This window comes from Nocardia cyriacigeorgica, from assembly GCF_010858045.1.
Lineage (GTDB): Bacteria > Actinomycetota > Actinomycetes > Mycobacteriales > Mycobacteriaceae > Nocardia > Nocardia cyriacigeorgica_E.
The window spans coordinates 101,735-123,751 of the sequence record NZ_JAAGVC010000012.1 but is presented as its reverse complement, the minus strand read 5'-3'; the positions used below and the strand labels follow the sequence as shown (position 1 = coordinate 123,751).

The following is a 22,017-nucleotide window of genomic DNA, read 5'->3' as shown; positions in this document are numbered from 1 at the left end:
AGGGCTAACCTACCCGCCGCCGGAACGAGATATGACGGTGGCCGAAGAAGCTCACCACCGCAACGAATCCCATCACCACCACCGCGGCCGGTTTCTCCGGGAATCCGAGCACCGTCACGGCCAGTTCGAGCAGCACCACGTTCATCAGCAGCCCACCGGAATTGACCGCGACGAAGGCGAGGAAATCGCGCAGCAGCCGCCCGCGCACCCGGAAGACCAGCGTCCGGTGCAGCACGAAGGCGACGACGACGCTGAGGCAATAGGCCGCGACAACGGCCACCGAGGGCGGCACCCCATCGCCGAGAATCGCCAGCCAGGCGACGGTGAGCACGATGCCGAGCAGCGTATTGAACGCGCCGACCACGGCGAAGGCCAGCTCCTGACGGCGGACCAGGCGCAGCAGCGGGCCCTGATCGGCCGGCACGATGCCGTCTGCCTCCGGCGTTCGACCGGTGTTCGCGGTGCCCGGCAAGTGGTCCGGTGCCCGATCACTCGACGCGCCAGAGCCGGGCTCGACGGCGCCCGCATCCCGGGCGCGTCCGTCGGCGGTGTCGGCGGCCAGTTGTCTCCTGGGCGCTGAGGGCTGCGGCGCGGCCGGCGCCGGCTCCGCGGTGCCGAACCCCGGTATCCCGCCGTTGTGCACCCGGCCCGGCTGATGCGGATCCGGCCGGGTCGGGACGCCACTCACGGGCGGGCTTCCACGAGGTCGGGTCGGTCGGGTTCGGGTGCTTCTGGTTCTGCCGGAAGGCCCTCGGCCGGTTCTTCGTTGTCACGGCGGCGTCCACGCAGGTAGGCCCACTCCATGACGGCGAGCCCGAGCAGCCCGGCGACAATGGCCGCGCCGCCGATCTTCCAGCCCGGCGGACGCCAGCTCAGCACCAGTTCCGCGCCCTGGGTGCCCGGCGGGATCTGCACCGCGACGAACGTTTTCGCGACGACGCTGATCGGCACATCGCGGCCGTCGAGGCTCGCGCGATAGCCGGGCCAGCCGAGCCGCGCGAACACGACCTTGCCGCCGTCAGCGGAGTCGACCCGGACCCGGCTGGTCAGATCGGTTTCACCGAGCGAGGTGGCGGTGACGCCGTCGGTGTGGGCGATGCGGCCGTTGACGGTGGAGACGGGCCCGTTCTCGCGTTCGAGCACCCAGATGTAATCCTCGTGGCCCGGGTAGTCGACCCACGTCCAGCCGGTGGGCGCGGGCTGCGAGCGCGCGTCGGGGAACAGGGCGCGCTGCAACACGACTCGATCGATCTTCATCAGGTCGACGAAGGTGCGGCCGGTGTCGGGTTCGGTGGCGAAGGCGCGGCGGTAGGCATCCGGGCAGACGCTGGTGTCCCAGCGCATGCACAGCAGTTCACCGAAGTAGAAGTGCCCGTTCGGGGTGTAGCCGCCGACGTAGGTCAGTTCCAGATCCTTGGCGTAATTGCCGAAGACGAGCGAACCGTAGGCGCCGTCGAGGGTGTTCTGGCCGGGCTGGATCAGCCCGCGCTCACCCAGTTGCAGTGTGGTGCCAGCGAAGTCGGGGAAGGCCGCTTTCGCCTCGTCCCGGTCGGCCGGCAGGTTCCAGCTCATCGGTGTGGGCTGCGCGGCCCGCACCTGGAGATAGGCGATGGGCGCGACCGCGATGATGCTGAGCGCGCAGGCCAGGGCGGTGCCGCGGGTGCGGCCGAGCCAGACCACGGCAGCGCCGAGGGTGGCGACCCCGAGCGCCGAGACGATATGCCACACCGCCTCCGATGGCGCCGCCGCCAGCGAGCGCAGCAACAGCACGCCGATCAGCAGCCCGGCGCCGATCCCGCGTCGACGCCATCCCGCGGTGGTGCCGTAGCGGCCCAGCAGCACGCACACCAGCAGCAGCAGGCCGAGCGCCACCATCGGCAGCACCCGCGCCGGCCAGCGCAGCGGACCCATCGTACCCGGCCCCGCGGTCCACAGCAGCGCGGCCACGGTGACAACGCCGACGGCACTCAGTTCCCTTGCCGCACCGGCCGCGCGACGCCAATCGATGAACGCCAGCGCCGGAATCAGGAACCAGGCGATGTAAACCATCGGCAGCGGCTGCACGAAACCCCACCACGAGGTGAACGCGGGCAGGGTGCTCGGCAGGCTGGCGTTCAGCGATTCCGACCACGGCACCGTCAGGAACGGGTCGTTCTTGATCTCGTCGGCGCCGCGCCAGGTGACGTCGGCGGTCAACAGGCTCGGCAGATAGGTCGCCAGACCGGCCAGCGCCGCACAGCCCGCGACCACCGCGAGCCGCAGCGACGGGCCCCAGCGCCGCTGGTAGATCACCTCGCCGACGACCACCGCGGCGATCACCACCCCCGCCTCCACCGCCGGGAAGATGTACTGCACCGAGATCGCCAGGTACAAGAACACGAATACCGGGATCGGGCCGCCGCGCCCGCGCGCGTACCGCACCCCTGACGCCCAGGCATGCACCAGCCACGCCGTGCCGGTGAACGCGGTCATCCAGCTGGCGGCATCGAAGAACAGGAGGAAACCGGTGAACGGAAACGACACGCCCGCCACCGCGGACCAAGCCGGGCCGGCGCCGTAGGCCAGGGCGACGCGGTACACGCCGAGACCGAGGATCACCGCGAAGATCAGCTTGACGATCGTGGCGTAGAGCCCGATATCGGGTACCGAGGGCGCGATCAGATCGATCAGCAGCTGCGGCGGATTGAGCAGCCCCGCTTCCTCGATGGTGTAGTTGCCGGCCAGCCAGTGTTCGGGCACCATCGCCGGGAAACGGCCTTCGCGCAGGTAGCGGCCGGTCATCACCCACAGCGGGGCGTACTGGGATTCGGTGTCGTCGGTGTAGAAATGCCGGACGTTGGCGGCCAGCACCGCCAGATACGCCACGACCACCCCGGCCGCGGTGATGATGCCCCACCTGAACACGTCCGACCGGGTACCGGCTCGACTTTCCACCACGAGTTCCAGACCATACATGCCCCGCATCGGCCGGTCGCGGACCCGATGACGCACCGGCGAATCGGGTCGGCGGCGCGGCCGCGACCCCGTGTTATTGTTCACGGCGGCTCGGGCTCACCCATCCGTGACGAGTACCGGCACGTGCACCGTCATCGAAAGTCGATCTCGCCAATGCCGATTCCTTCCCAGCCGGTTCCTTCGCAGCCGCCGGCGTCAGCTCCGGATACCGCCGCGTCGGCTCGGGAGTTGGATTCGGCCAATGGTTCCGCCGCCGTGCGTTCGGTGTCGGTCGTGGTCCCGGTGTACCGGGGCGAACACACCATCGCCGCGCTGGTGCGTGAACTCGACCAGTTGTCGCGGCCGACGCTCACTCCCGACGGCATCGCGTTCGTCGTCGACGACATCGTGCTGGTGCACGACCACGGTCCCGACCGCTCCGACGTGGTCCTCGAACAGTTGCGCCGCGAGTACCCGCAGGTGCGGGTGGTGTGGTTGAGCCGCAACTTCGGCCAGGACGCGGCGACCATCGCCGGAATGTCGGCCGCGCGCGGCGAATGGATCGTCACCATGGACGAGGACGGCCAGCACGATCCGGCCTGCATCGCCGCGTTCCTCGACGCCGCCCTGGCCGGCCGCGCCGACCTGGTCTACTCCAAGCCCACCAACACCCGCCCGCACGGCTTCCTGCGCAATCTCACCTCGCGTGGCGCGAAGATCGTGCTGGCGACGGTGTTCGCTTTCCCCGATTCGACCCGGTTCGAAAGCTTCCGGCTGATCCGCGGCGATATCGGCAGACAGCTCGCCGACGTCGCCGCCAACGGCGTCTACCTCGATGTCGCGCTGACCTGGGTGGTCGGCACCACGGTGACGGTGCCGGTGACGTTGCGCGCGGAAGGCCGCGAAGAATCCGGCTACAACTATCGGCGGCTGTTCTCGCTGTTCTGGAAGATGGTGCTGTGCACCGGCACCCGCGGACTGCGGTTGGTGAGCCTGCTCGGGATCACGCTCGCGCTGGCCGGCGGAATTCTCGCCGCCGTCATCATCTACACCGCCCTGACCAGCGACAACAATGATCCAGAAGGCTGGGCCTCGATCATCGTCGTGCTGCTGTTGTGCTCGGGTGCGGTGCTGTTCTCGCTCGGTTTGATCGCCGAATATCTCGGTGTCGCACTCCATATCCTGGTGGGCAAGCCGTTATATCTGACCGTCGCCTCCCCGCCGCCGCGCCGCGACGAGGTCACCGCCGACGCCCGCGAGGGGGCCGCATCGTGAACGCCGACCGCATCATCTTCAGCAGGCCCTACCGTGCCGGCGCCGAACTGGAGAATCTGCGCGCTGTCCTCGACTCCGACCACAGCCACGGCGACGGCCGGTTCACCAAGGCCGCCACCGCCAAGATCAAGGCCATCACCGGCAGCCCGCACGCACTGCTGACCACCTCGTGCACGCACGCGCTCGAATTGGCGGCGCTGCTGCTGGAACTGGGCCCCGACGACGAGGTGATCGTCCCCAGCTTCGCCTTCACCTCCGCCGCCACCTCCATCGCCCTGCGCGGGGCGACCTGTGTGTTCGTCGATATCGACCCGGAGACCGGCAATATCGATCCGGCGGCGGTCGCCGCGGCCGTCACCGCCCGCACCAAGGCGGTGCTGGTGATGCATTACGGCGGAGTCGCCGCGGAGATGGCGCCGCTGCTCGATATCGCCGCCCAGCACGGGCTCGAAATCATCGAAGACAACGCACACGGTCTCGGCGGTACCTGGCATGGCCGGGCGCTCGGCACCATCGGCACCCTCGGCACGCAGAGTTTCCACGACACCAAGAACGTGCACTGCGGCGAAGGCGGGGCGCTGCTGCTCTCGGACGAGATCCTCATGGGCCGCGCGGAAATCATCCGGGAGAAGGGCACCGACCGGGCCAGGTTCCTGCGCGGGCAGGTGGACAAATACTCCTGGCAGGACATCGGATCGAGTTATCTGCCCAGCGAACTCAACGCCGCCGTGCTGGATGCGCAGCTGGCCGAGTTCGATCGCATCCAGGCCGGGCGCCACCGCGTGTGGAATGCCTACGCGGCGGCACTGCCGGACTGGGCGCGCCGCAACGACGTCCGGTTGATGCGGGTACCCGGCGACCGCGAGCACACCGCGCACCTGTTCTACCTGCGGCTGCCCACCGAAGATGCCCGCGACGCGATGATCGGGCAGCTGGCCGAGCGCGGCATCGTCGCACCGTTCCACTACGTGCCGCTGGATTCCAGCCCCGCGGGCCTGAAGTACGGCCGCACGCCGGTGCCGTGCACGCGCAGCGCCGAATTCTCCGCCACCATCGTGCGTTTGCCGCTGTGGCCGATGCTCGCGGATTCCCAGATCGAGCGGGTGGTCGACGCGGTGACCGCCTTCACCGCCTGAACGCCCGGGACCGCCCCGCGGCCCCGGGCTCGCCGAGCTCAGCCGAGTAGTTCGCGCGCCGCCGTTTCCGTCAGCACCTCGTAGGACTCGGTGCCCGCGTCGTACCACCAGGTACCCGGCCCCGGCTGCGGCCGCCCCGCCGCCTGCACCGCACGGGTGGACGGCCGGTAGGAGGCGCTGCGCGGGATGTCGTCCACCACGTACACCAGATCGGGGCGCTGCCGCGGATCGAGCGCGCGCAACGCCTCGGTGACGTCCTTGGGCTCCAACCGGAATCCGTCGCGCACACTGACCGCAGCCACCGCGAGCGTGCGATCCCGCACCGGCAGCCCGTAGGCGACCTCCATATCGACGGCGGTGATGTCGTTGAGCACATCGACGATCGGCTGGGTGAACACCGGCCCGCGCGGAGTGAGCATGACCGTATCGGTCCGGTCGACCAACCAGTAATCGCCGTCGGAGTCGCGGCGGAACAGATTCTCGGTCGGCATCCATGAATCACCAGCGGTGAACACCCCGCGCAGGCCGCCGCGCGAGAGATCGACGCCCTCGGAGGCCGACCCGATGAGCAGACCCACCTCGTTATCGGCGCACCGCCGGGCGAAACCGGATTCGTCGACCTCGATCTGCTCGGTCACCGGGTCGTAGGCCACCAGTTCCACGCGCGCGGTGCCCGGCACCGGCCTGCCCTTGCAGCCGGGCTTGCTGCCCGACACATGCGCCAGCACGACATCGCCTTCGATGGAGGCGTAGAACTCCAGCACCCGGGCGGGCGCGAACTGCTCGGTGGTGCGCCGCCACAGTCCGGCGGGCATGCCCGAGCCGATGAACAACCGGATCGGATGCCGGTGTCCGGCCGGGAAGACCTGCGCGTCGAGGATGTCGCGCAACATCGTCCAGGTGTAGGTGACCACGGTGACGCCGTAGCGGTGCACCTCCTCGGCGAAGCGCGCCGGGTCCAGCGACCGCGCCAGCGCGATCCGGCTACCGCCTGCGATCGCACCGCCCAGGCTCACCAGCAGCCCCGACGAATGATGCAGCGGCGCCAGGCAGTAGACGGTGTCGCGGCGGTCGAGGTCGGCCGCCGACGCGGTACCGAACGCCGACAGCGCCCACCGGTGGTTGGTGATGTATTTGATGTCGAGCCGGTCTCCCGTGCCGGTGACCAGGACGAACGCCAGCTCCCGTGCCAGCCCCGGGTTCGGGCGGTACCACGCGGGCAACCGCACCTTCGCCGGATCCACCTGCTCCAGATCGATGACGTCATCGCCGAGTGGGATATCGAGCCCGCGCGCGTCACCGCCGCCGAGGACCAGCACCCGATGCCCGGTCGCGGCCGCGTGCCGCAGATTCTCCGGATCGGAGATGAGGATCTTGGTGCCGGTCTGCTCGAGCGCACCGCGCAACTCACTGCCGGGCGCGAGCAACACCGCGACGGCGCCGAGCCGCGACAGCGCGGCCACCGTGACCAGCGCGCTGGGCCGGGTCTCCATCACCACGCCGACGCGGGTGGCGGGCCGGATGCCCACCGAGATCAGGCCGCGCACCACATTGTCGATGCGCACGTCGACGGCGGCGTTGGTGTGCACGCGATCGTCGAACAGGAAGCATTCGCGCAGTGGCGCCCGCTTGCACTGTTCGGCCATGAGTTTGCCGAGCGAGATGCGGGTGTGCGGCTGGATCATGCCGAGCCGGGTGAGCCTGGGCAGGGCGCGCGCGGCTTCGCCGGCCAACTCGAGCGAACCACGCACGGTATTGCCCGCGATGCCCTCGAGAGCGCGCCCCATCCCGGTGCCCGCCTCGGCGAGCGCGGCCGCGGTGTGCACCACGCGGGTGGCGGCGGTGCGTGGGCGTTTGCTGTCCACGTGCTCCGACATCCGGGTGATCTGTTCGGGCAGCGCCGAGCTGCCCTCCACCCAGCCGATCCAGTCCTTGACCATCGGCCAGGTGTGGTTGGTGGCGACGCTGCCCGCGACCAGCCCGAAATGCCCGGCCAGCAGGGTCGCCTCGTACACCTCGGCGTTCGGTGCGGCCCGGACGATGCCGCGCACGGCGGCGGGCTGGCCGATATCGTCGACCTCGCCGACGAAGGCCAGGATCGGGCATTTCAGTTCCGCGAGCGAGATCGGCTGATCGCGGATGACGAATCCGCCCAGCATCATCCGATTGTGCGCGACGAACTGCTTGAGCAGATCCGCCGCCGCCGGGCCCGCGTAGCCGACCCAGCCGTCGCTGTTGAGGAACCGGCGCTGACGTTCCTTGGGCAGCAGCGCCTCCCGGTCGTGCAGCTGGCGCAGGAAGTCGATCCGCGATTTCGCGGTCTTCACCGGATCGAGCATCTGGAAGCCGATGCGCACCATCGAATCGGTGATCGGCAGCCGGGTCACCACGTGGTCGGCCAGGAAATCGGCCACATCGGAGGCCAGGCCGTAGGGCAGGCCGAACGGCATGCCCGCGACGATGTCGACCGGGCTGCCGAAGGTCACGATGCTGGACACGCCCTTGCCGTAGCGGAAGGCGGTGGTCTGGTAGGCGAACATGCCACCCTGCGAATAACCCATCAGGTGCACGCCGGATCCGGTGGCCTCGCAGACGGTGTCGATGGCGCTGTCCACCGCGAGAACGTGATCGGCGAGATCACGTTCCCAGCCGCCCTCCTCGATCGCCGGCGAACCGAAATCGACCACCCAGCAATCGATTCCGGCGTTGTGCAGAATGCCGACGGCGCCGCCTTCCGCATTCACGTCCCAGATGTCGGCATTGACCATCAGCGGCGGCACCAGTACCGCCACCGGACGCCCCGGCGTGGTGTCGTCGGGGAAGTAATGGCGCAGCCGGTACATGCGGCGTCGCTCGACCACCTCGAACGGCGAGGACTCCACATCATGACTCAGCCCGCCGAAACGGATCACCTCCAGACCGTTCTGCGCAGTCGCCATCAGCCGCTGCACCGATCCGGCCATCTCTTGCACACTCAACTTCACGATCCGCTCCCAGCCCTACCCTGAAACGTGACGCCCATCACACACCCCGATGTGTTCGAACGAGCTTCCCATACCGCGCCTCGATCATGTGTCCGCTGTGACGTGTTCCATGATGGACCGCCGCGCGCAAGGACGGCGCAAATGCCGACGATATGGTGGGTTGGTGACCGAAACCCTCGCTCAGCGGATCGACCGCGAGACCATGGACGTCGAGCTGGTCGACGATGCCGGGCGCGCGGTCGGCGCGTGCCAGGTGGCGCAGGCGCACCGGGCGCCGGGCATGTTGCACCGTGCGTTCTCGGTCCTGCTGTTCGATCGCTCCGGACGCGTGCTGCTGCAACAGCGCGCGCACATCAAGACCCGGTTCCCCGGCCGCTGGTCCAATACCTGCTGCGGGCATCCCGCACCGGGTGGCTCGGTCACCGAGGCGGCGAGCGTGCGGCTGATCGAGGAGATGGGGGTGCGCGCCGAACTCCGCGAGACCGGCGTGTTCCGCTACCAGGCCGAGGACCCGGCCACCGGGCGGGTCGAGCACGAATGGGATCACGTGCTGGTCGGCCACCTCGACAGCACACCGCATCCGCATCCCGCCGAGGTCGCCGATTACGCCTGGGTCGACCCCGAGGAACTCAGGATCGCGCTCGCGGCGGACCCGGACAACTACAGCCCGTGGCTGGGTGGGGTCCTCGAGATCGCGACAGGCTCGGGTACCGCCGGCTGATCGGCTTCCGCGGCGGGCGTCATCATGCGTCGGTCGCGGCCGGGGGTTGGGCCTTGTCGATCCCGGCCAACGCGCGCCGGTCGGTCTTACCGGTGGTGGTCCGTGGGATCTCGTCCACGAATACGACGTCCCGCGGCACCTTGAACCGCGCGGAGTTCGCCTTCACATAGGCACGCACGCCGGCCTCGTCGAGCTCGCCGGTCCGGACGATGAACGCCGCGAGCCGCTGACCGAACTCCGCGTCCTCGACCCCGATCACCGCGGCCTCCGCGATCGCCGGATGCGCGTACAGCAGGTCTTCGATCTCACCGGGGAAGACGTTCTCGCCGCCGGAGACGATCATGTCGTCGTCGCGGCCGTCGATGAACAGCCTGCCCTCGCTGTCGAAATGACCCAGGTCACCGGTACTCATCAGGCCGTCGATCGTCTTCTTCGACCCGCCGCCGGAGTACCCGGCGAAGGCGATGGCGTTGCCGACATACACGGTGCCGACCCGCCCTGGCCCCTCGATGCGGGTCCCGTGCTCGTCGTAGAGGGCGACCCTGATGCCGACCGGAGGTTTGCCCACCGTGCCGGGGGCGGCGAGCCAATCCTCGGGCGTGGCGATCGTCGCGGTGCCGGTCTCGGTGCACCCGTAGAAGTTGTAGATCACCGGCCCGAAGACCGCGATGGCCTGATTTCCGAGCGCAGGCGCCAGCGCGGCACCTGCGGTGAAGATGACGCGCACCGAACCGGTGTCGAACCTCGCCAGCTCGCCGGGACCCAGGTCGAGAATGCGCCGCAGCATGGTCGGCACCAGCACCACGCCGTCGCACCGGTGCCGTTCGATCTGCTCGACCGCCCGCCGCGCATCGAACCGGCCGTGCAGCACGATCGTGCAGCCGAGATTGAGCGCGAGAATGAATTGCGAGAGCGCGGTGCCGTGGAACAGCGGGGCGCACAGCAGCATCGTTGCACCCCGGCGCCACGGCACCCGGTCCAGGAATTGCGCTGCGGCCAGCGGTGACCTGACGGTGCGCGGCGCACCCTTCGGCGTCCCGGTGGTGCCGCCGGTGAGCAGCACGAATTCACCGGCGCGGGCCGGGACCGGCGGTGCGGTCACCGTCTCGTCCCCGGCCGGCGGCGCCGCGAGGTCGAGGCTGGTCACCGAATCCGGGAGCGCCGCCACCACATCGGCGAACTCGCCGGAGCCGACGACGGCGGTGACCGCTTCCCGTTCGGCGACCTCCGCCAGCTGGGCGCCGCTGAACCCGGTATTCATCAACACCAGCCGCGCACCGATCTTGGCGACGGCGATCATGGTGGCGACCAGATCGCGATCATCGCGACCGAGTGCGGCGACGACGCTGTCGGTGCTGATACCGCGGGCGAGCCAATGAGCGGCGATCGCGTCGGTCCAGCGGTCGAGTTCGCCGTAACCGATCGCACCGGCCGCATCCACCAGGGCCACCCGGTCCGGCGTCGTCCGCGCCGCCGATCGCACCCCTCCGGCGATCGGACCGAGTTCGCGCACGGCCTTGGCGGTGCGCGCCATCCGCAGCGGATGGCGCACATCGATGATCCCGGCCCGCTGGAGCACCGCCACCTGACGGCCTGCCACCGCAGCGGCCCGCACGGCGCTGGTCAAACGTTTCATCGCAGGGGTCTCTCGTCTCGCCGGTCGGGGAACCCACTCAGCACAACGCAGCGCGGGGTGCGGCGACAATTGACAATCACTCGAAAACCGCCGCATCCGATTGGGCATACGACCAATCGGATGCGGTGGGGTCATCCGGTGAAGTGGCCGCTGTGGATGCGACGGGCCATCCGTGCGGCGGCCAGCTGCACCGCGCCTGCGGTCGAGGCCGGGTCGAACCCGGTGAGTTCGTGGATGCGGGAGAGCCGGTAGGTGACCGTATTGCGGTGCACGTAGAGCGCTCGCGCGGTGGCGAGTTGATTGAAATCGGTGTCGAGGTAGAGCTCGAGGGTCTGCGCCAGTTGCGGCTGGTCGTCGAGCGGGTTCAGCACCGCGGCGAGGTCGGCGCGCGCCGCACCGCTGCGCGCCAGCGTGTATTCCAAGGGCAACTCCCGCAGCAGGCACACCCGCTGCGGTCGCTCCAGGCAGCGGCCGACCTCGGCGAGCACCCGAGCCTGCGCGAACGCCGCCGGGATCTCGGCTCTGGTGCCCGCCCGAGCGACACCTGCCCACCATCCGCAATCGGTGCGTGCGGCGAACTTCGGCACGAGGTCCGACAGCGACGACGGCACCTCCACATCGACGGCGGGGTCCCACGGCAGCAACGCCGTCCATCCGCGACGGTCCATCCGCACGAATGAACCCGCGGCCGCGTCGATGGCATTGCGCAGCTCGGTCAACGCGGCCGGATCACCGTCACCGACCCGGAACACCACGATGTGAAACGCCGTGCCGATCGGCGTCGGCGAACCGGGCAGCCACTCCCCCGGATCGGTGCCGGCGAGCAACGCGTCGGCCACCACGCGCGAGCGTTCCCGCTGTTCCCACCCGGGATCGTGGGCACCGTCGGCGGCGGCCACCGCGATCCGGCCGGTCACCGTCAGCAGATACTGAATCAGCGGTTCGGTGACCTCCCGCAGGATCTCGACATCCTCGGCCGAGCCCGACTCCGCCAGCTGCGAACGCAGCACGGACGCGCCGATCCGGTAATTGTTCAGCACCTCCGCAAGCGGCGCCCCATCCCGCACCCGCGCGACCGCCAGATTCACGATCTCCTCGGTGTCGGATTCGTCGGGCAGCCGCCCGGTGCGCAGGTAGGCGAAGAACAGCTCCACGTTCAAGCGCGAACCGTGCAGGAAATCGCCTTCGATCAACGATTGCGGCAGTCCCTCGTAGAGCGGCAGCTCGGCGGCGAACCGGTCCACCACCGCGATCGCCCGATCGTGCAGCATCGCCAGCGCGGTACCGGAGATGTGTGGCTGCATCGCGCACTCCTTCGCTGCGTCGCGGGGTCCGTCCGGGCGCCCATGCTACGAGTGGGCGCGGTGCTGCGGAGCGTATCGGTGCCGGTCGCGGTGGACGGCCGGGACCCTTCCCCGTCCTTGCACGCTTCGGGGGCTAGCTGGCGGGTTCATTCCGGCTAACTGTGTGCAACATAGTGTGATGCGCATATCTACGTAGGCAGATTTTTTACAATGCTGGGTGCCCTGATTCGGCTCGCGGAAACCGAAGCCCCGCGGAAACCGAAACTCAGTGCACCCCACCCAATTCCAGCGCCACAACGCCGAGGATCACCAGCACGATCCCTCCGACCTGCACCAGACTCAGCCGCTCGTCCAGGAACAGCGCCCCGATGACGGCTACCGCCGCCACCCCGACAGCCGACCAGATCCCGTAGGCCACACCGACCGCCATCCCCCGCTTCAGGGCTTGCGACAGGAATGCGAAGGCCGCGCCGTACCCGATGACGACCACCACGGACGGAACCAGCTTGGTGAAGCCCTCGGACAGTTTGAGCGAGACCGTCGCCGAGATCTCGGACACGATCGCCAGCGCAAGGAAGAGGAAGGTCATGGCCGCAGACTAGCGAACGACCCGCTCCCCTCCCCCGGGCCACGAAACCGTTCGGGCACAGCGGCTGTCGGCCAGGCGAGCAATGAGCCGCCGCGCGCACCGCGAGCAGTGCTGTCGAACGGGATTCAGGACACCCAGGCGCGAGCTTCGGCCGCGGCGGCACGCACCTCGTCCAGCTGTTCGGCGACACGCACGCCCGCCGTACCACCGCGGGAATTACGTGAGGCGATCGAACCGCCGACCGTCAGCACCGCACGCACCTGCGGGGTGAGCGCCGGATCGACAGCGGCGAACTCCTCGTCGGTCAATTCGTCCAGACCGACGCCGCGAGCCTCGGCCGCACGCACGCACGCACCGGCGGCTTCATGCGCCACGCGGAACGGAACCCCTTGGCGTACCAGCCATTCCGCGATATCGGTGGCGAGGGTGAAGCCGGCGGGCGCGAGTTCGGCCATCCGCTCGGTGTGGAAGGTCAGCGTCGCGACCAGGCCCGCGATGGCGGGAAGCAGCAGTTCGAGCTGCGCCACCGAGTCGAACAGCGGCTCCTTGTCTTCCTGGAGATCGCGGTTGTAGGCCAGCGGCTGCGCCTTGAGGGTGGCCAGCAGCCCGGTCAGGTTGCCGATCAGGCGGCCCGCCTTGCCGCGGGTGAGTTCGGAGACGTCCGGGTTCTTCTTCTGCGGCATGATCGACGACCCGGTGGACCACGCGTCGGCGAGGGTGATGTAGCCGAATTCCGGTGTGCTCCAGATGATCACCTCTTCGGCCAGCCGGCTCAGATCCACCCCGATCATGGCGAGCACGAACGCGGCCTCGGCGGCGAAATCGCGGGCGGAGGTGGCGTCGATGGAGTTCGCGGCCGCGGCATCGAAATCGAGGTCGGCGGCGATCTGCTCGGGATCGAGGCCGAGCGAGGAACCCGCGAGGGCCCCGGATCCGTACGGGGAGACCGCGGCCCGCTTGTCGAAATCACGCAGCCGGTCGATGTCACGCAGCAGCGGATGGGCGTGCGCCAGCAGGTGGTGGGCCAGCAGCACCGGCTGCGCGGCCTGCAGGTGGGTCTTGCCCGGCATCACCGCGTCCGGATGCGCGGCGGCCTGCGCGACGAGGGCGTCGACCACCTCGAGCAGCCCGGCCGCGATCCGGCGTACCGCATCGCGCAGCCACATCCGGAACAGCGTCGCCACCTGGTCGTTGCGGGAACGTCCGGCCCGCAGACGGCCACCCAGCTCGGTGCCCGCGCGCTCGATGAGTCCACGTTCGAGCGCGCCGTGCACGTCCTCATCGGATTCGGCGGGGCCGAACGCGCCCGAGGCCACGTCGGCGGCGAGCTGATCGAGTGCGGCCAGCATGCCGTCGAGATCGCCGTCGGAGAGCAGCCCGGCCTTGTGCAGCACCTTGGCGTGTGCTTTGGAGGCGCGGATGTCGTAGGGAGCCAGCGCCCAGTCGAAATGGGTCGATTTGCTCAGCGCCGCCATCGCCTCGGCCGGCCCGGACGCGAATCGGCCGCCCCAGAGCGCACCTTCGTTGGTTGCACCGCTCTGCGTCATGGTGTGGGTGTCTCCTCGGATCTGGTTTCGGGTGTACGGCGCTGTTCGGCCCGGCGCCCGGGCGCATCGAGCACTACGGTAATCGGCCGGATACCGCCCGCCCGCGCTGGGCGCGGGCCCGGGCATCCGGCGACCGACACGGCGATGCCGGGCCCCGTCCTCCGACGGCGGGCCCGGCATCACACGGTCACAGGACTACTTCTGGTTGAGATCGCGGCGCGCGGCCACCTTGGACGACAGGCCGTGGATCTGCACGAAGCCCTTGGCCAGCGACTGATCGAAGGTATCGCCCTCGTCGTAGGTGGCCAGGTTGAAGTCGTAGAGCGACTGCTCGCTGCGGCGGCCGTTGACGACGACGTTGCCGCCGTGCAGCACCATCCGGATATCACCGGAGACGTGCTCCTGGGTCTCGCCGACGAAGGCGTCGAGCGCGCGCTTGAGTGGGGAGAACCACAGGCCGTCGTAGACCAGCTCGCCCCAGCGCTGCTCGACCTGCCGCTTGTAGCGGCCCAGCTCGCGCTCGATGGTGACCGCTTCCAGCTCCTGGTGCGCGGCGATCAGGGCGATGGCGCCCGGCGCCTCGTAGATCTCGCGGCTCTTGATGCCGACGAGCCGGTCCTCGACCATGTCGAGGCGGCCGACGCCCTGGCGGCCCGCCCGCTTGTTCAGCTCGACGATGGCCTCGAGCACGCTGACCTGGCGGCCGTCGATGGCGACCGGCACACCGCGTTCGAAGGTGACGATCAGCTCGTCGGGGGCCTCGAAGTTGACCGTCGGGTCGGAGGTGTAGTCGTAGACGTCCTTGGTCGGCGCGTTCCACAGATCCTCGAGGAAGCCGGTCTCGACGGCACGACCCCACACGTTCTGGTCGATGGAGAACGGCGACTTCTTGGTGACGTTGATCGGCAGCGCGTTCTCCTCGGCGAACGCGATCGCCTTCTCCCGGGTCCAGGCGTAGTCGCGGACCGGCGCGATGACGTTCAGGTCCGGCGCCAGCGCGCCGATGCCGACCTCGAAACGCACCTGGTCGTTGCCCTTACCGGTGCAGCCGTGCGCGACGGTGCTCGCGCCGTGGAACTTGGCCGCCTCCACCAGATGCTTGACGATGAGCGGGCGGCTGATCGCCGACACCAGCGGGTAGCGGCCCATGTAGAGCGCGTTGGCCTGGATGGTGGGCAGGCAGTAGTCGTCGGCGAACTCGTCGCGGGCGTCGACCACGATGGCCTCGACGGCGCCGCAGTCGAGGGCGCGCTGGCGCACCACGTTCATGTCCTCGCCGCCCTGCCCCAGGTCGATGGCCACGGCCACGACCTCGGCGCCGGTCTCCTTGCCGATCCAGCTGATGGCCACGGAGGTGTCCAGCCCACCGGAGTAGGCGAGTACGACGCGATCGGACATGATCTGGTGCTCCTAAGTCTGTGTGGGTCTGCGCGGCTGCTCGGGGCAGCATGCTGGTCGCCGGTTCGGCTCGCGCCTCAAATGATTATGCATGATGATGCAATCTCATTCACAACCGGGGTTGCGATGGCCGCTGCCTGCGCAGATTCTGCCCGAAGAGCCTTGGCCCCGCCTCGCCGCTGTGGAAATGTAGGCCGTGTCCATGCGCATCCATGCCGAAGGACCGACACAATGTTCACCAACATCATCGAACCACTCCGCGACCTGGCCGAACAGAACCGCGACCTCATCGGTTTCGTCGTCATCAACCTCGGCAACGCCGCCCTCGGCCTCGCCAAGCACGGGCTCGATGTCGCGACGCCGCTGTTGCAGCAGTTCTTCTCCGAGTACCCGCCGGGCCGCAACTACTGACGGTGCTGCGGCGCGGCGCCCGAAGGCCACCGCGCCGGATCGCACACCGCCGCTACCGCGCAGTCCGCGCTGCCGACACCCGGCGCCCGGCTGTCAGCGCGGGCAATAGACCGCGGTCGCCATCGCCGCGAATCGCAGGAAACCGTCGTCGGAGCCCGACACCTCGAGCAGGCCGAAGGTGCGTCCGTCGTCGCGCCGGTAGGCGTAGGTGACGTAGCCGAGCAGCTGTCCGCCGTGGCCCCACACCTGGCCGCCACAGGCCAGGTCGAACCGTTCGAGGCCGAGCCCGTAGTGGAAGCCGGATCCCATCGGGACGGTCCGGCGCATCTCGGCGAGGGTCTGCTCGGAGAGCAGCCGGCCGCCGAGCAGCGCGTCGAAGAAGGTCGCCAGGTCGGGCTGGGTCGAGATCATCTCGCCCGCGGCCCAGTCGAGGGACTCGTTCTGCTCGGTGACGTCGACGCGGCGTCCGTCGAGGTCCGCGACGGCGCGGAGCGCGGGTTCGGGCAGACGCGGATTCGAACCGGGTAGTGAGGTGCCGGCCAGATGCAGCGGTCCCAGGATGCGCCGGTCTATCTCGGTGCCGTACGGCCGCCCGGTGACGGCCTCGATCAGCAGGCCCGCGACGATGTAATTGCTGTTGGAGTAACGGAACTTCGCTCCTGGAGCGAAGTCCGGCGGCCGGGTGAAGGCCTGCTGGAGGAGTTGATCCGGGCGGTAATCGCGGAACCGGTCCTCGCCACGCCAGCGGTTGGTCGACCATCCCGGCGTTTTCATGTAGTCCGGAATTCCGCTGGTGTGCTGAAGGATCTGGCGCACCGTGATCCGATCGCCGTCCCGCACCGTCCCGGGAAGGTATTTCGCGATCGGCGCGTCCAGCGCAACCCGGCCCTCATCGACCAATTGCAGGACGACGGTCGCGACGAAGGTTTTGGTGATGCTGCCGATCCGGAAATGTTCGGATCCGCTGACCGGCTCTTCCGTGCCGGGGGTGCGCGTTCCGGCGGTCCTGGCCGTGCCGTCCACCGTCAGCACGGTCGCGGTTGCGTCGGTCGGTGCGTCGACGAGGATCTGCAGCGTCTCGTCGCGGGCGAAGGCCATGCCGGAGGTGACGATCGCCAGCAGGGCCGAGGTCATCATCAGCGCGGCAACGGCGAGCCACCGTGTGGGTCGAAGAACTGTGTTCACAGTGGAAAACGCTAAAAACGCGGGCACTCCCGCACACTGCGGTCGGCCTCCCGATGGGATGTGGTTTTCCACATGATCGCTGTCGAACCGGGAGGCGACCCGGCCGCGCGCAGCAATGACGAAAGCCCACCCTCGCGCCGGCGAAGGTGGGCACAACCAGGGCCGTGTCCGCGCTCAGCCGCGGTCGGATCGCCCCGAGTCGTTCATACTCTCGAGATACAGCAGCACCGCGCCCACCCGTCGGCTGCGGTCGGTGTCCTTGGGCAACTCGAGTTTGCCGAAGATCGAGTTCACATGCTTTTCCACCGCACTCACCGACATGTGCAGGCGGTCGGCGATCCCGGTATTCGTCAACCCCTGGGCCAGGGCCTCGAGTACCTCGCGTTCGCGGTCGGTGAGGGCGGCGAGCGGGTCGGCCCGCCGCATCGTGGTGAACAACTGCCGCACCACTTCCGGATCGAATGCGGTGCCGCCCGCCGCGACCCGCTCGAGATCGGCGAGGAAGGCGTCGACATCCGATACGCGATCCTTGAGCAGATACCCGATGCCGCCCAGCCCGCTGGTGAGCAGGCTGGTGGCATTGCGGTGCTCGACGTACTGCGACAACACCAGCACGGCCAGATCCGGATGCTGCTGCTTCAGCCTGCGGGCCGCGTCGATCCCCTCGGTGGAGAAGGTCGGCGGCATCCGCACATCCAGGAGCACGAGATCGGGCACCTCGGCCGCCACGGCGTAGTCGAGTTCCACCGCAGTGCCCACCGAGGCCAGCACCTCATGCCCCTCGTCGGCGAGCAATCGGGACAGCCCCTCGCGCAGCAGGGTCGAATCCTCGGCGATCACGATGCGCACGGAATCCTCGCTTCCACGACGGTCGGTCCACCCGCGGGGCTGCGCACCGATAGTGTGCCGTCGAGCGCGGCGACCCGGCGCCGCAGGCCGGTCAAGCCCGATCCCGACGGGTCGGCTCCGCCGCAGCCGTCGTCGGTGGCGGTGAGGGTGACGGTGTGATCGTCGGCGGTCACCCGGACCGTCACCCGGTCGGCCCCGGAATGTTTGGTCGCGTTCGTGACGGCTTCGGCGGCAACGTAATACAGTGCGGCCGCCACATCGTGCGGTGGCCGGACATCCGGCTGTAGCTCGAGGTCCACCGGAAGGAAGGTGTGCGCCGACAGCCCCTCCAAGGCCGCGACGAGACCATGCTCGTCGAGCACCGCCGGGTAGATGCGCCATGCCACCTCACGCAGTTCGGTGAGCAGTGTCTGCGCCTGATCGACCGCGCGGTCGAGTTGGGCCGCGAGCCGCTGGTCGCCACGTTCGGCGGTGCGCCGGGCCCGGCCGATGTCAAGGGCGAGCGCGACGGCGCGCTGCTGGATGCCGTCGTGCAGGGCGCGTTCGATGCGACGTCGCTCGTCGTCGATCGCGGTCACCACGTCCGCCCTGGTGCGCTGGAGCTCGTGCAACCGGAACTGGGTCGCATCGCTGGCGAGGGTGCGCAGCGCCAGCCGGATATCCCACTGCCCGACGATCATCGCCATCCGGATCGCCAGATAGAACGCGATCGCGGCGACGATGAGCGCGGCGATGCCATCGGCGGCCGGGATACTGCCACGAACCAGCAGCACCAGCCCCCACCCCGCGTACCCGGTGCTGGCGATCAGCACCGCCGCCACCACGAGGCCGGCCGCCGGACCGTAGGCGAGGCGGACGAGCAGATACCCCGACGGGTCACGGTCCGGCAGATCGCGGACGACATCGGCGCCGAACCAGCGCACGAGCCGATCACGATCCCGCCGCGCCGCACGAGCCAACGCGTCCCGCCCGCCACCGGCCAGTACCGCGGCCCCCGCGACGGCGGCCACCGCCCCCGCGACCACGGCACGGCACGAACGCTCGAACGAATGCCGAAGGTGCGCGATCACGCTCCGACCCTAACGGGCGCGCACGGACCGGACGCGACGCACGACGAACAGCCCCGCGGCCGCGATCACCGCGACGATCACCAGCTTCTGCAGGATGTCCGCGTACGGTTCGATACGAGTCCAGTTCTCGCCGAGGGCATATCCGGAAAGCACGAACGCCGAGTTCCACAGCGCGCTTCCGGCGGCGGTCAGCACCAGGAAACGCCCGAGCGGCATCGCCTCGACACCGGCGGGCACCGACACCAGGCTCCGCACCAGTGGCACCATCCGGCCGAGAAACACCGCGGTGTTGCCGTGCCGGGCGAACCATTCTTCGCTGCGCGCCAGGTCGGCGGTGTTCACCAGCGGCAACCGGTCGAACATCGCGTACATCCGCCGGCGCCCGAAGGCCTGCCCGATCAGATACAGCAGCAGGGCGCCGGCGACCGAGCCGATGGTGGTCCACACGATGGCGGCGGCCAGCGAGATCTCGCCGCGCGAGGCCGCGAATCCGGCCAGCGGCAGGATCACCTCACTCGGAATCGGCGGGAACAGATTCTCCGCGGCGACCGCCAGCCCGGCTCCAGGGGCCCCGAGCTGCTCCATCAGCCGCACGGCGGCGCCCGCGATTCCGTCCAGGTCACCGGTCTCGGTGTGCGACATGGCATGTACGAAGTTCATACATCGCACGGTACGAACGACGAACCCGCTGGTCGCTGCGGTTTTCCACCGGTTTCCGATGCCTCGGGGTGCGGATTACCGCACCCGGGCGGCTAGTTGGTCGGTGGTGTGTAGGTGACCTGTCGGGCGACCGCGTCGTCGACCTGTTCGGGCGTGAGCAGCGGCACGGTGTGCGATATCGCGGCGCCGGACGCGGCGGTGCGAATGGCGAGCGCGGCGGCCGATACCTCGTCCGGCGCGTCACCGATGACGAACAAATCGTCCTCACCGAACGCGAAATAGCAGGCCTCCACATGCCCGCCCACACTTTCCACCATCTCCGTGATCGCCGCCCGGCGGACACTGCCGCCCTGCGCGAGCAACCCGGATGCCCCCTCCTGGGTGTAACTGACCCGCCACAAGTACTTCGGCATAACGCGACGCCTCCTTCTCGCAGGACGATCCCGGCCAGTCCCGACCCTAGGTTCGCGAAGATCGCCGCGCGGTCTTGCGGCGAGGCCGTCACCCCACTGATGCGGCACCGTGACAGTGGCGATACCCGCGTTCATGTTCCAACCATCGCAGCCTCAGCAGAGCCGTCGCCGAGCTACTCACGCAGTGAACTCTCCGGACGGTATCCTGCGCCGCTCCGGGAAGAACGCGTTGGGCGCCGAGGCGGGGATAGTGCCGTTTCGCTGTCGCGCCGAAGTATCGAGACGATCGAAGCGTTGGAGGAGTGCGACCCCGCGCAGCGCCGTGCGGTGGTGCACACGAAGTGCATCGTCGAACGAAACGACAGGATCGTCGCTGCGGAGGATCTTGGCGGTCGCGTGGATCGCGTGATTGCGTTCCACGGCCCATGTCCTGATCTCCTCGACCACTTCACGAAACTCGTCGTCGTGCTCGAGCCCCGCGCCGTCCCTCGCATCCGAACGACCGATCAGGGCTCGGCAGAGCGGCCCGATCGGCTCGATCCTGGGTTCCGCACCGCTGAGGTACCCGACCCGACTGGTCAACCGGTCGGTGATCAGCGAGTCGAGAATCGCCACGGCTTCCAGGTAGTACCCCCGTTCGATACAGTGCTGCACTCGATCAAATGCCCCGACGTAGCGGTGCCACCGCCGATAGCCGAGCGTTGCACCCTGCGATTTCTCACGACTCTCGCCCACGAGACCCTCCGAGATTTCGATCGAGCCGCGCCGAAACGACGCCGCACCAACCCCACCAACGTTTGCCTGTGCCCCGGTTCGGGCGGGCAGTGCAGCCTGAGCGCCGATCCACCCGACCCGCCAAATCTACACCGGCCCATAGGAACAACAGCTCGACTTGCCGACTAACTGCCCGGTATGAAGACCAAGATCGGGCCACGCAACGCCCGACCGAGACCGACCTGCGGGAGTATCGGTCACGAATAGCCACCGACACACCCCGGCCGCATACGAACTATGTCGACGTGTGGACTCATTGCCACATCGGAGACCGCGATGTCATCCGGCTGACAACAGATTGCATCGCCCGATGCGACACCTGAGGTAGCCACGAGGCTGTCGTCCCCTTCCCGAGACACGGTGCCGCAGCGGATCACCGTGGCGGGCACGAATATTCACATCTCCGCCAGCCCGGACAACGCCGAGATACGGCCGCTCGGACATCGAAGAACTCACCGTCACGCACGCCTGCGACGAAGGCGCCCCATTCGGCGGCGGTGAAGAGCAGGGAACGCCGGACCCGGCGAGAGTGACCGAGCCGTCGAGTGGTGAATGATCGCCGGGGCATCGGCAATCGCGTGCGGGGCGTTGGCGCATGCGGCGGCGAGGAAGGCCGGCCAGACGGAGGCGGGCAGCGCGATAACTGGTTGGGCGGCAGGGTCGTTCGCGGGATCGTCGCCGTCCGGACCGGCATGTCCGGCGGTGCTGGTTGGCATGATCCTCAGGTCCACGTTGTCCCGATCCATCAGGTCACACAGGTGGCGGAGCTGTTCGGCCATGACACCTACACCCCCGACCAGACGGTCGAGGGTTTGCTCTTCGATCACCGCTTGCAACCAGAGCGGGTCAGACCCGACGAGACGCTGCCTGGCCATCCGAGCCCGAATCACCTGAGGCAGATCCAATGGTGCGATCTGAAGCCGCCACCCAACGCCGTCGCATACCCCTCCGTTTGGAGTGCCCAGTCAACGTCATTGCCTGATAGGTGAACTGACTCTTCGCCAGACCTTCCAGGCCGACGAAAGCTTTGAACCAGTTCGGCAGGACCTCACTGAACGGCGCCCTCCAGGTGCTTTGATCAGCGCGACCCGCAAGGGAGGCGATGCGGTCGATCTGCTCGACATCGGTGCC

The 22,017-nt window shown here is 68.7% G+C and carries 19 protein-coding genes; 4 read left to right on the top strand and 15 right to left on the bottom strand.

Features of this window, described 5'->3' with window-relative positions; translation table 11 throughout:
- Positions 1–4: 4 nt before the first annotated feature.
- Positions 5–688, bottom strand: coding sequence for a GtrA family protein (locus GV790_RS14195; protein ID WP_280211622.1), 684 nt, complete (start codon positions 686–688; stop codon positions 5–7).
- Positions 685–2,955 (bottom strand): YfhO family protein, encoded by a 2,271-nt coding sequence (locus GV790_RS14190; protein WP_163813808.1) that lies wholly within the window; start codon positions 2,953–2,955, stop codon positions 685–687. Before GV790_RS14190 ends, GV790_RS14195 begins: the two co-directional genes overlap by 4 nt.
- A 255-nt stretch (positions 2,956–3,210) precedes the next feature.
- On the opposite strand from GV790_RS14190, the gene GV790_RS14185 reads away from it, so the two are divergent.
- Together GV790_RS14185 and rffA are read left to right on the top strand one after the other, a co-directional pair.
- The gene (locus GV790_RS14185; protein WP_163813832.1) at positions 3,211–4,209 is read left to right on the top strand and encodes a glycosyltransferase; all 999 of its coding nucleotides are present in this window, start codon (positions 3,211–3,213) and stop codon (positions 4,207–4,209) included.
- Complete coding sequence (gene rffA / locus GV790_RS14180) at positions 4,206–5,345, top strand: dTDP-4-amino-4,6-dideoxygalactose transaminase (RefSeq protein WP_163813807.1); 1,140 nt, start codon at positions 4,206–4,208, stop codon at positions 5,343–5,345. The genes GV790_RS14185 and rffA overlap by 4 nt, the downstream gene beginning before the upstream one ends.
- A gap of 38 nt (positions 5,346–5,383) precedes the next feature.
- On the opposite strand, the gene GV790_RS14175 is transcribed toward rffA, so the two are convergent.
- Positions 5,384–8,329, bottom strand: a complete 2,946-nt coding sequence (locus GV790_RS14175) for an acyl-CoA synthetase (protein ID WP_163813806.1) — start codon at positions 8,327–8,329, stop codon at positions 5,384–5,386.
- 163 nt (positions 8,330–8,492) lie between these two features.
- Between GV790_RS14175 and idi the strand changes: the two genes are divergently transcribed.
- Positions 8,493–9,050 carry an isopentenyl-diphosphate Delta-isomerase gene (idi, locus tag GV790_RS14170; protein WP_280211616.1) on the top strand — a complete coding sequence of 186 codons (558 nt, stop codon included), beginning with the start codon at positions 8,493–8,495 and terminating at the stop codon, positions 9,048–9,050.
- A gap of 22 nt (positions 9,051–9,072) precedes the next feature.
- Here idi and GV790_RS14165 read toward each other — a convergent pair whose 3' ends face one another.
- The 5 genes from GV790_RS14165 to GV790_RS14145 form a co-directional block, all read right to left on the bottom strand.
- Complete coding sequence (locus tag GV790_RS14165) at positions 9,073–10,686, bottom strand: AMP-binding protein (RefSeq protein ID WP_163813805.1); 1,614 nt, start codon at positions 10,684–10,686, stop codon at positions 9,073–9,075.
- 131 nt (positions 10,687–10,817) lie between these two features.
- The gene (locus GV790_RS14160; RefSeq protein ID WP_163813804.1) at positions 10,818–11,990 is read right to left on the bottom strand and encodes a PucR family transcriptional regulator; all 1,173 of its coding nucleotides are present in this window, start codon (positions 11,988–11,990) and stop codon (positions 10,818–10,820) included.
- Between the two features lie 265 nt (positions 11,991–12,255).
- On the bottom strand, positions 12,256–12,579 hold the full coding sequence (locus GV790_RS14155) for a DMT family transporter (protein ID WP_163813803.1): 324 nt from the start codon (positions 12,577–12,579) through the stop codon (positions 12,256–12,258).
- 125 nt (positions 12,580–12,704) lie between these two features.
- Complete coding sequence (argH, locus tag GV790_RS14150; RefSeq protein WP_163813802.1) at positions 12,705–14,126, bottom strand: argininosuccinate lyase; 1,422 nt, start codon at positions 14,124–14,126, stop codon at positions 12,705–12,707.
- Positions 14,127–14,321: 195 nt separating this feature from the next.
- Positions 14,322–15,524 carry an argininosuccinate synthase gene (locus tag GV790_RS14145; protein WP_014350404.1) on the bottom strand — a complete coding sequence of 401 codons (1,203 nt, stop codon included), beginning with the start codon at positions 15,522–15,524 and terminating at the stop codon, positions 14,322–14,324.
- Positions 15,525–15,755: 231 nt separating this feature from the next.
- Between GV790_RS14145 and GV790_RS14140 the strand changes: the two genes are divergently transcribed.
- Positions 15,756–15,935 (top strand): hypothetical protein, encoded by a 180-nt coding sequence (locus GV790_RS14140; protein WP_036535955.1) that lies wholly within the window; start codon positions 15,756–15,758, stop codon positions 15,933–15,935.
- Positions 15,936–16,028: 93 nt separating this feature from the next.
- Here GV790_RS14140 and GV790_RS14135 read toward each other — a convergent pair whose 3' ends face one another.
- The 7 genes from GV790_RS14135 to GV790_RS14105 all read right to left on the bottom strand — a co-directional run bounded on the left by GV790_RS14135 (position 16,029) and on the right by GV790_RS14105 (position 21,791).
- On the bottom strand, positions 16,029–17,120 hold the full coding sequence (locus GV790_RS14135) for a serine hydrolase domain-containing protein (protein WP_280212781.1): 1,092 nt from the start codon (positions 17,118–17,120) through the stop codon (positions 16,029–16,031).
- 174 nt (positions 17,121–17,294) lie between these two features.
- On the bottom strand, positions 17,295–17,969 hold the full coding sequence (locus GV790_RS14130; protein ID WP_163813801.1) for a response regulator: 675 nt from the start codon (positions 17,967–17,969) through the stop codon (positions 17,295–17,297).
- Entirely contained in the window at positions 17,957–19,039 is a 1,083-nt protein-coding gene (locus tag GV790_RS14125; protein ID WP_163813800.1) for a sensor histidine kinase, read from the bottom strand. Before GV790_RS14125 ends, GV790_RS14130 begins: the two co-directional genes overlap by 13 nt.
- 9 nt (positions 19,040–19,048) lie before the next feature.
- Positions 19,049–19,699 carry a DedA family protein gene (locus GV790_RS14120; protein WP_163813799.1) on the bottom strand — a complete coding sequence of 217 codons (651 nt, stop codon included), beginning with the start codon at positions 19,697–19,699 and terminating at the stop codon, positions 19,049–19,051.
- Between the two features lie 92 nt (positions 19,700–19,791).
- Positions 19,792–20,112, bottom strand: coding sequence for a GYD domain-containing protein (locus tag GV790_RS14115; RefSeq protein WP_163813798.1), 321 nt, complete (start codon positions 20,110–20,112; stop codon positions 19,792–19,794).
- 177 nt (positions 20,113–20,289) lie between these two features.
- The gene (locus tag GV790_RS14110) at positions 20,290–20,847 is read right to left on the bottom strand and encodes a hypothetical protein (protein WP_163813797.1); all 558 of its coding nucleotides are present in this window, start codon (positions 20,845–20,847) and stop codon (positions 20,290–20,292) included.
- A gap of 497 nt (positions 20,848–21,344) precedes the next feature.
- Complete coding sequence (locus tag GV790_RS14105) at positions 21,345–21,791, bottom strand: Scr1 family TA system antitoxin-like transcriptional regulator (RefSeq protein ID WP_256673281.1); 447 nt, start codon at positions 21,789–21,791, stop codon at positions 21,345–21,347.
- Positions 21,792–22,017 lie beyond the last annotated feature (226 nt).

What these genes read in the sequence shown, in the direction of transcription:
- GV790_RS14165 (WP_163813805.1), bottom strand. Translation starts at nt 10,686, where the DNA reads ATGAAACGTTTGACCAGCGCCGTGCGGGCCGCTGCGGTGGCAGGCCGT.
- GV790_RS14140 (WP_036535955.1), top strand. Translation starts at nt 15,756, where the DNA reads ATGTTCACCAACATCATCGAACCACTCCGCGACCTGGCCGAACAGAAC.
- GV790_RS14145 (WP_014350404.1), bottom strand. Translation starts at nt 15,524, where the DNA reads ATGTCCGATCGCGTCGTACTCGCCTACTCCGGTGGGCTGGACACCTCC.
- argH (WP_163813802.1), bottom strand. Translation starts at nt 14,126, where the DNA reads ATGACGCAGAGCGGTGCAACCAACGAAGGTGCGCTCTGGGGCGGCCGA.
- GV790_RS14155 (WP_163813803.1), bottom strand. Translation starts at nt 12,579, where the DNA reads ATGACCTTCCTCTTCCTTGCGCTGGCGATCGTGTCCGAGATCTCGGCG.
- GV790_RS14115 (WP_163813798.1), bottom strand. Translation starts at nt 20,112, where the DNA reads ATGCCGAAGTACTTGTGGCGGGTCAGTTACACCCAGGAGGGGGCATCC.
- GV790_RS14120 (WP_163813799.1), bottom strand. Translation starts at nt 19,699, where the DNA reads ATGAACTTCGTACATGCCATGTCGCACACCGAGACCGGTGACCTGGAC.
- GV790_RS14160 (WP_163813804.1), bottom strand. Translation starts at nt 11,990, where the DNA reads ATGCAGCCACACATCTCCGGTACCGCGCTGGCGATGCTGCACGATCGG.
- GV790_RS14190 (WP_163813808.1), bottom strand. Translation starts at nt 2,955, where the DNA reads ATGTATGGTCTGGAACTCGTGGTGGAAAGTCGAGCCGGTACCCGGTCG.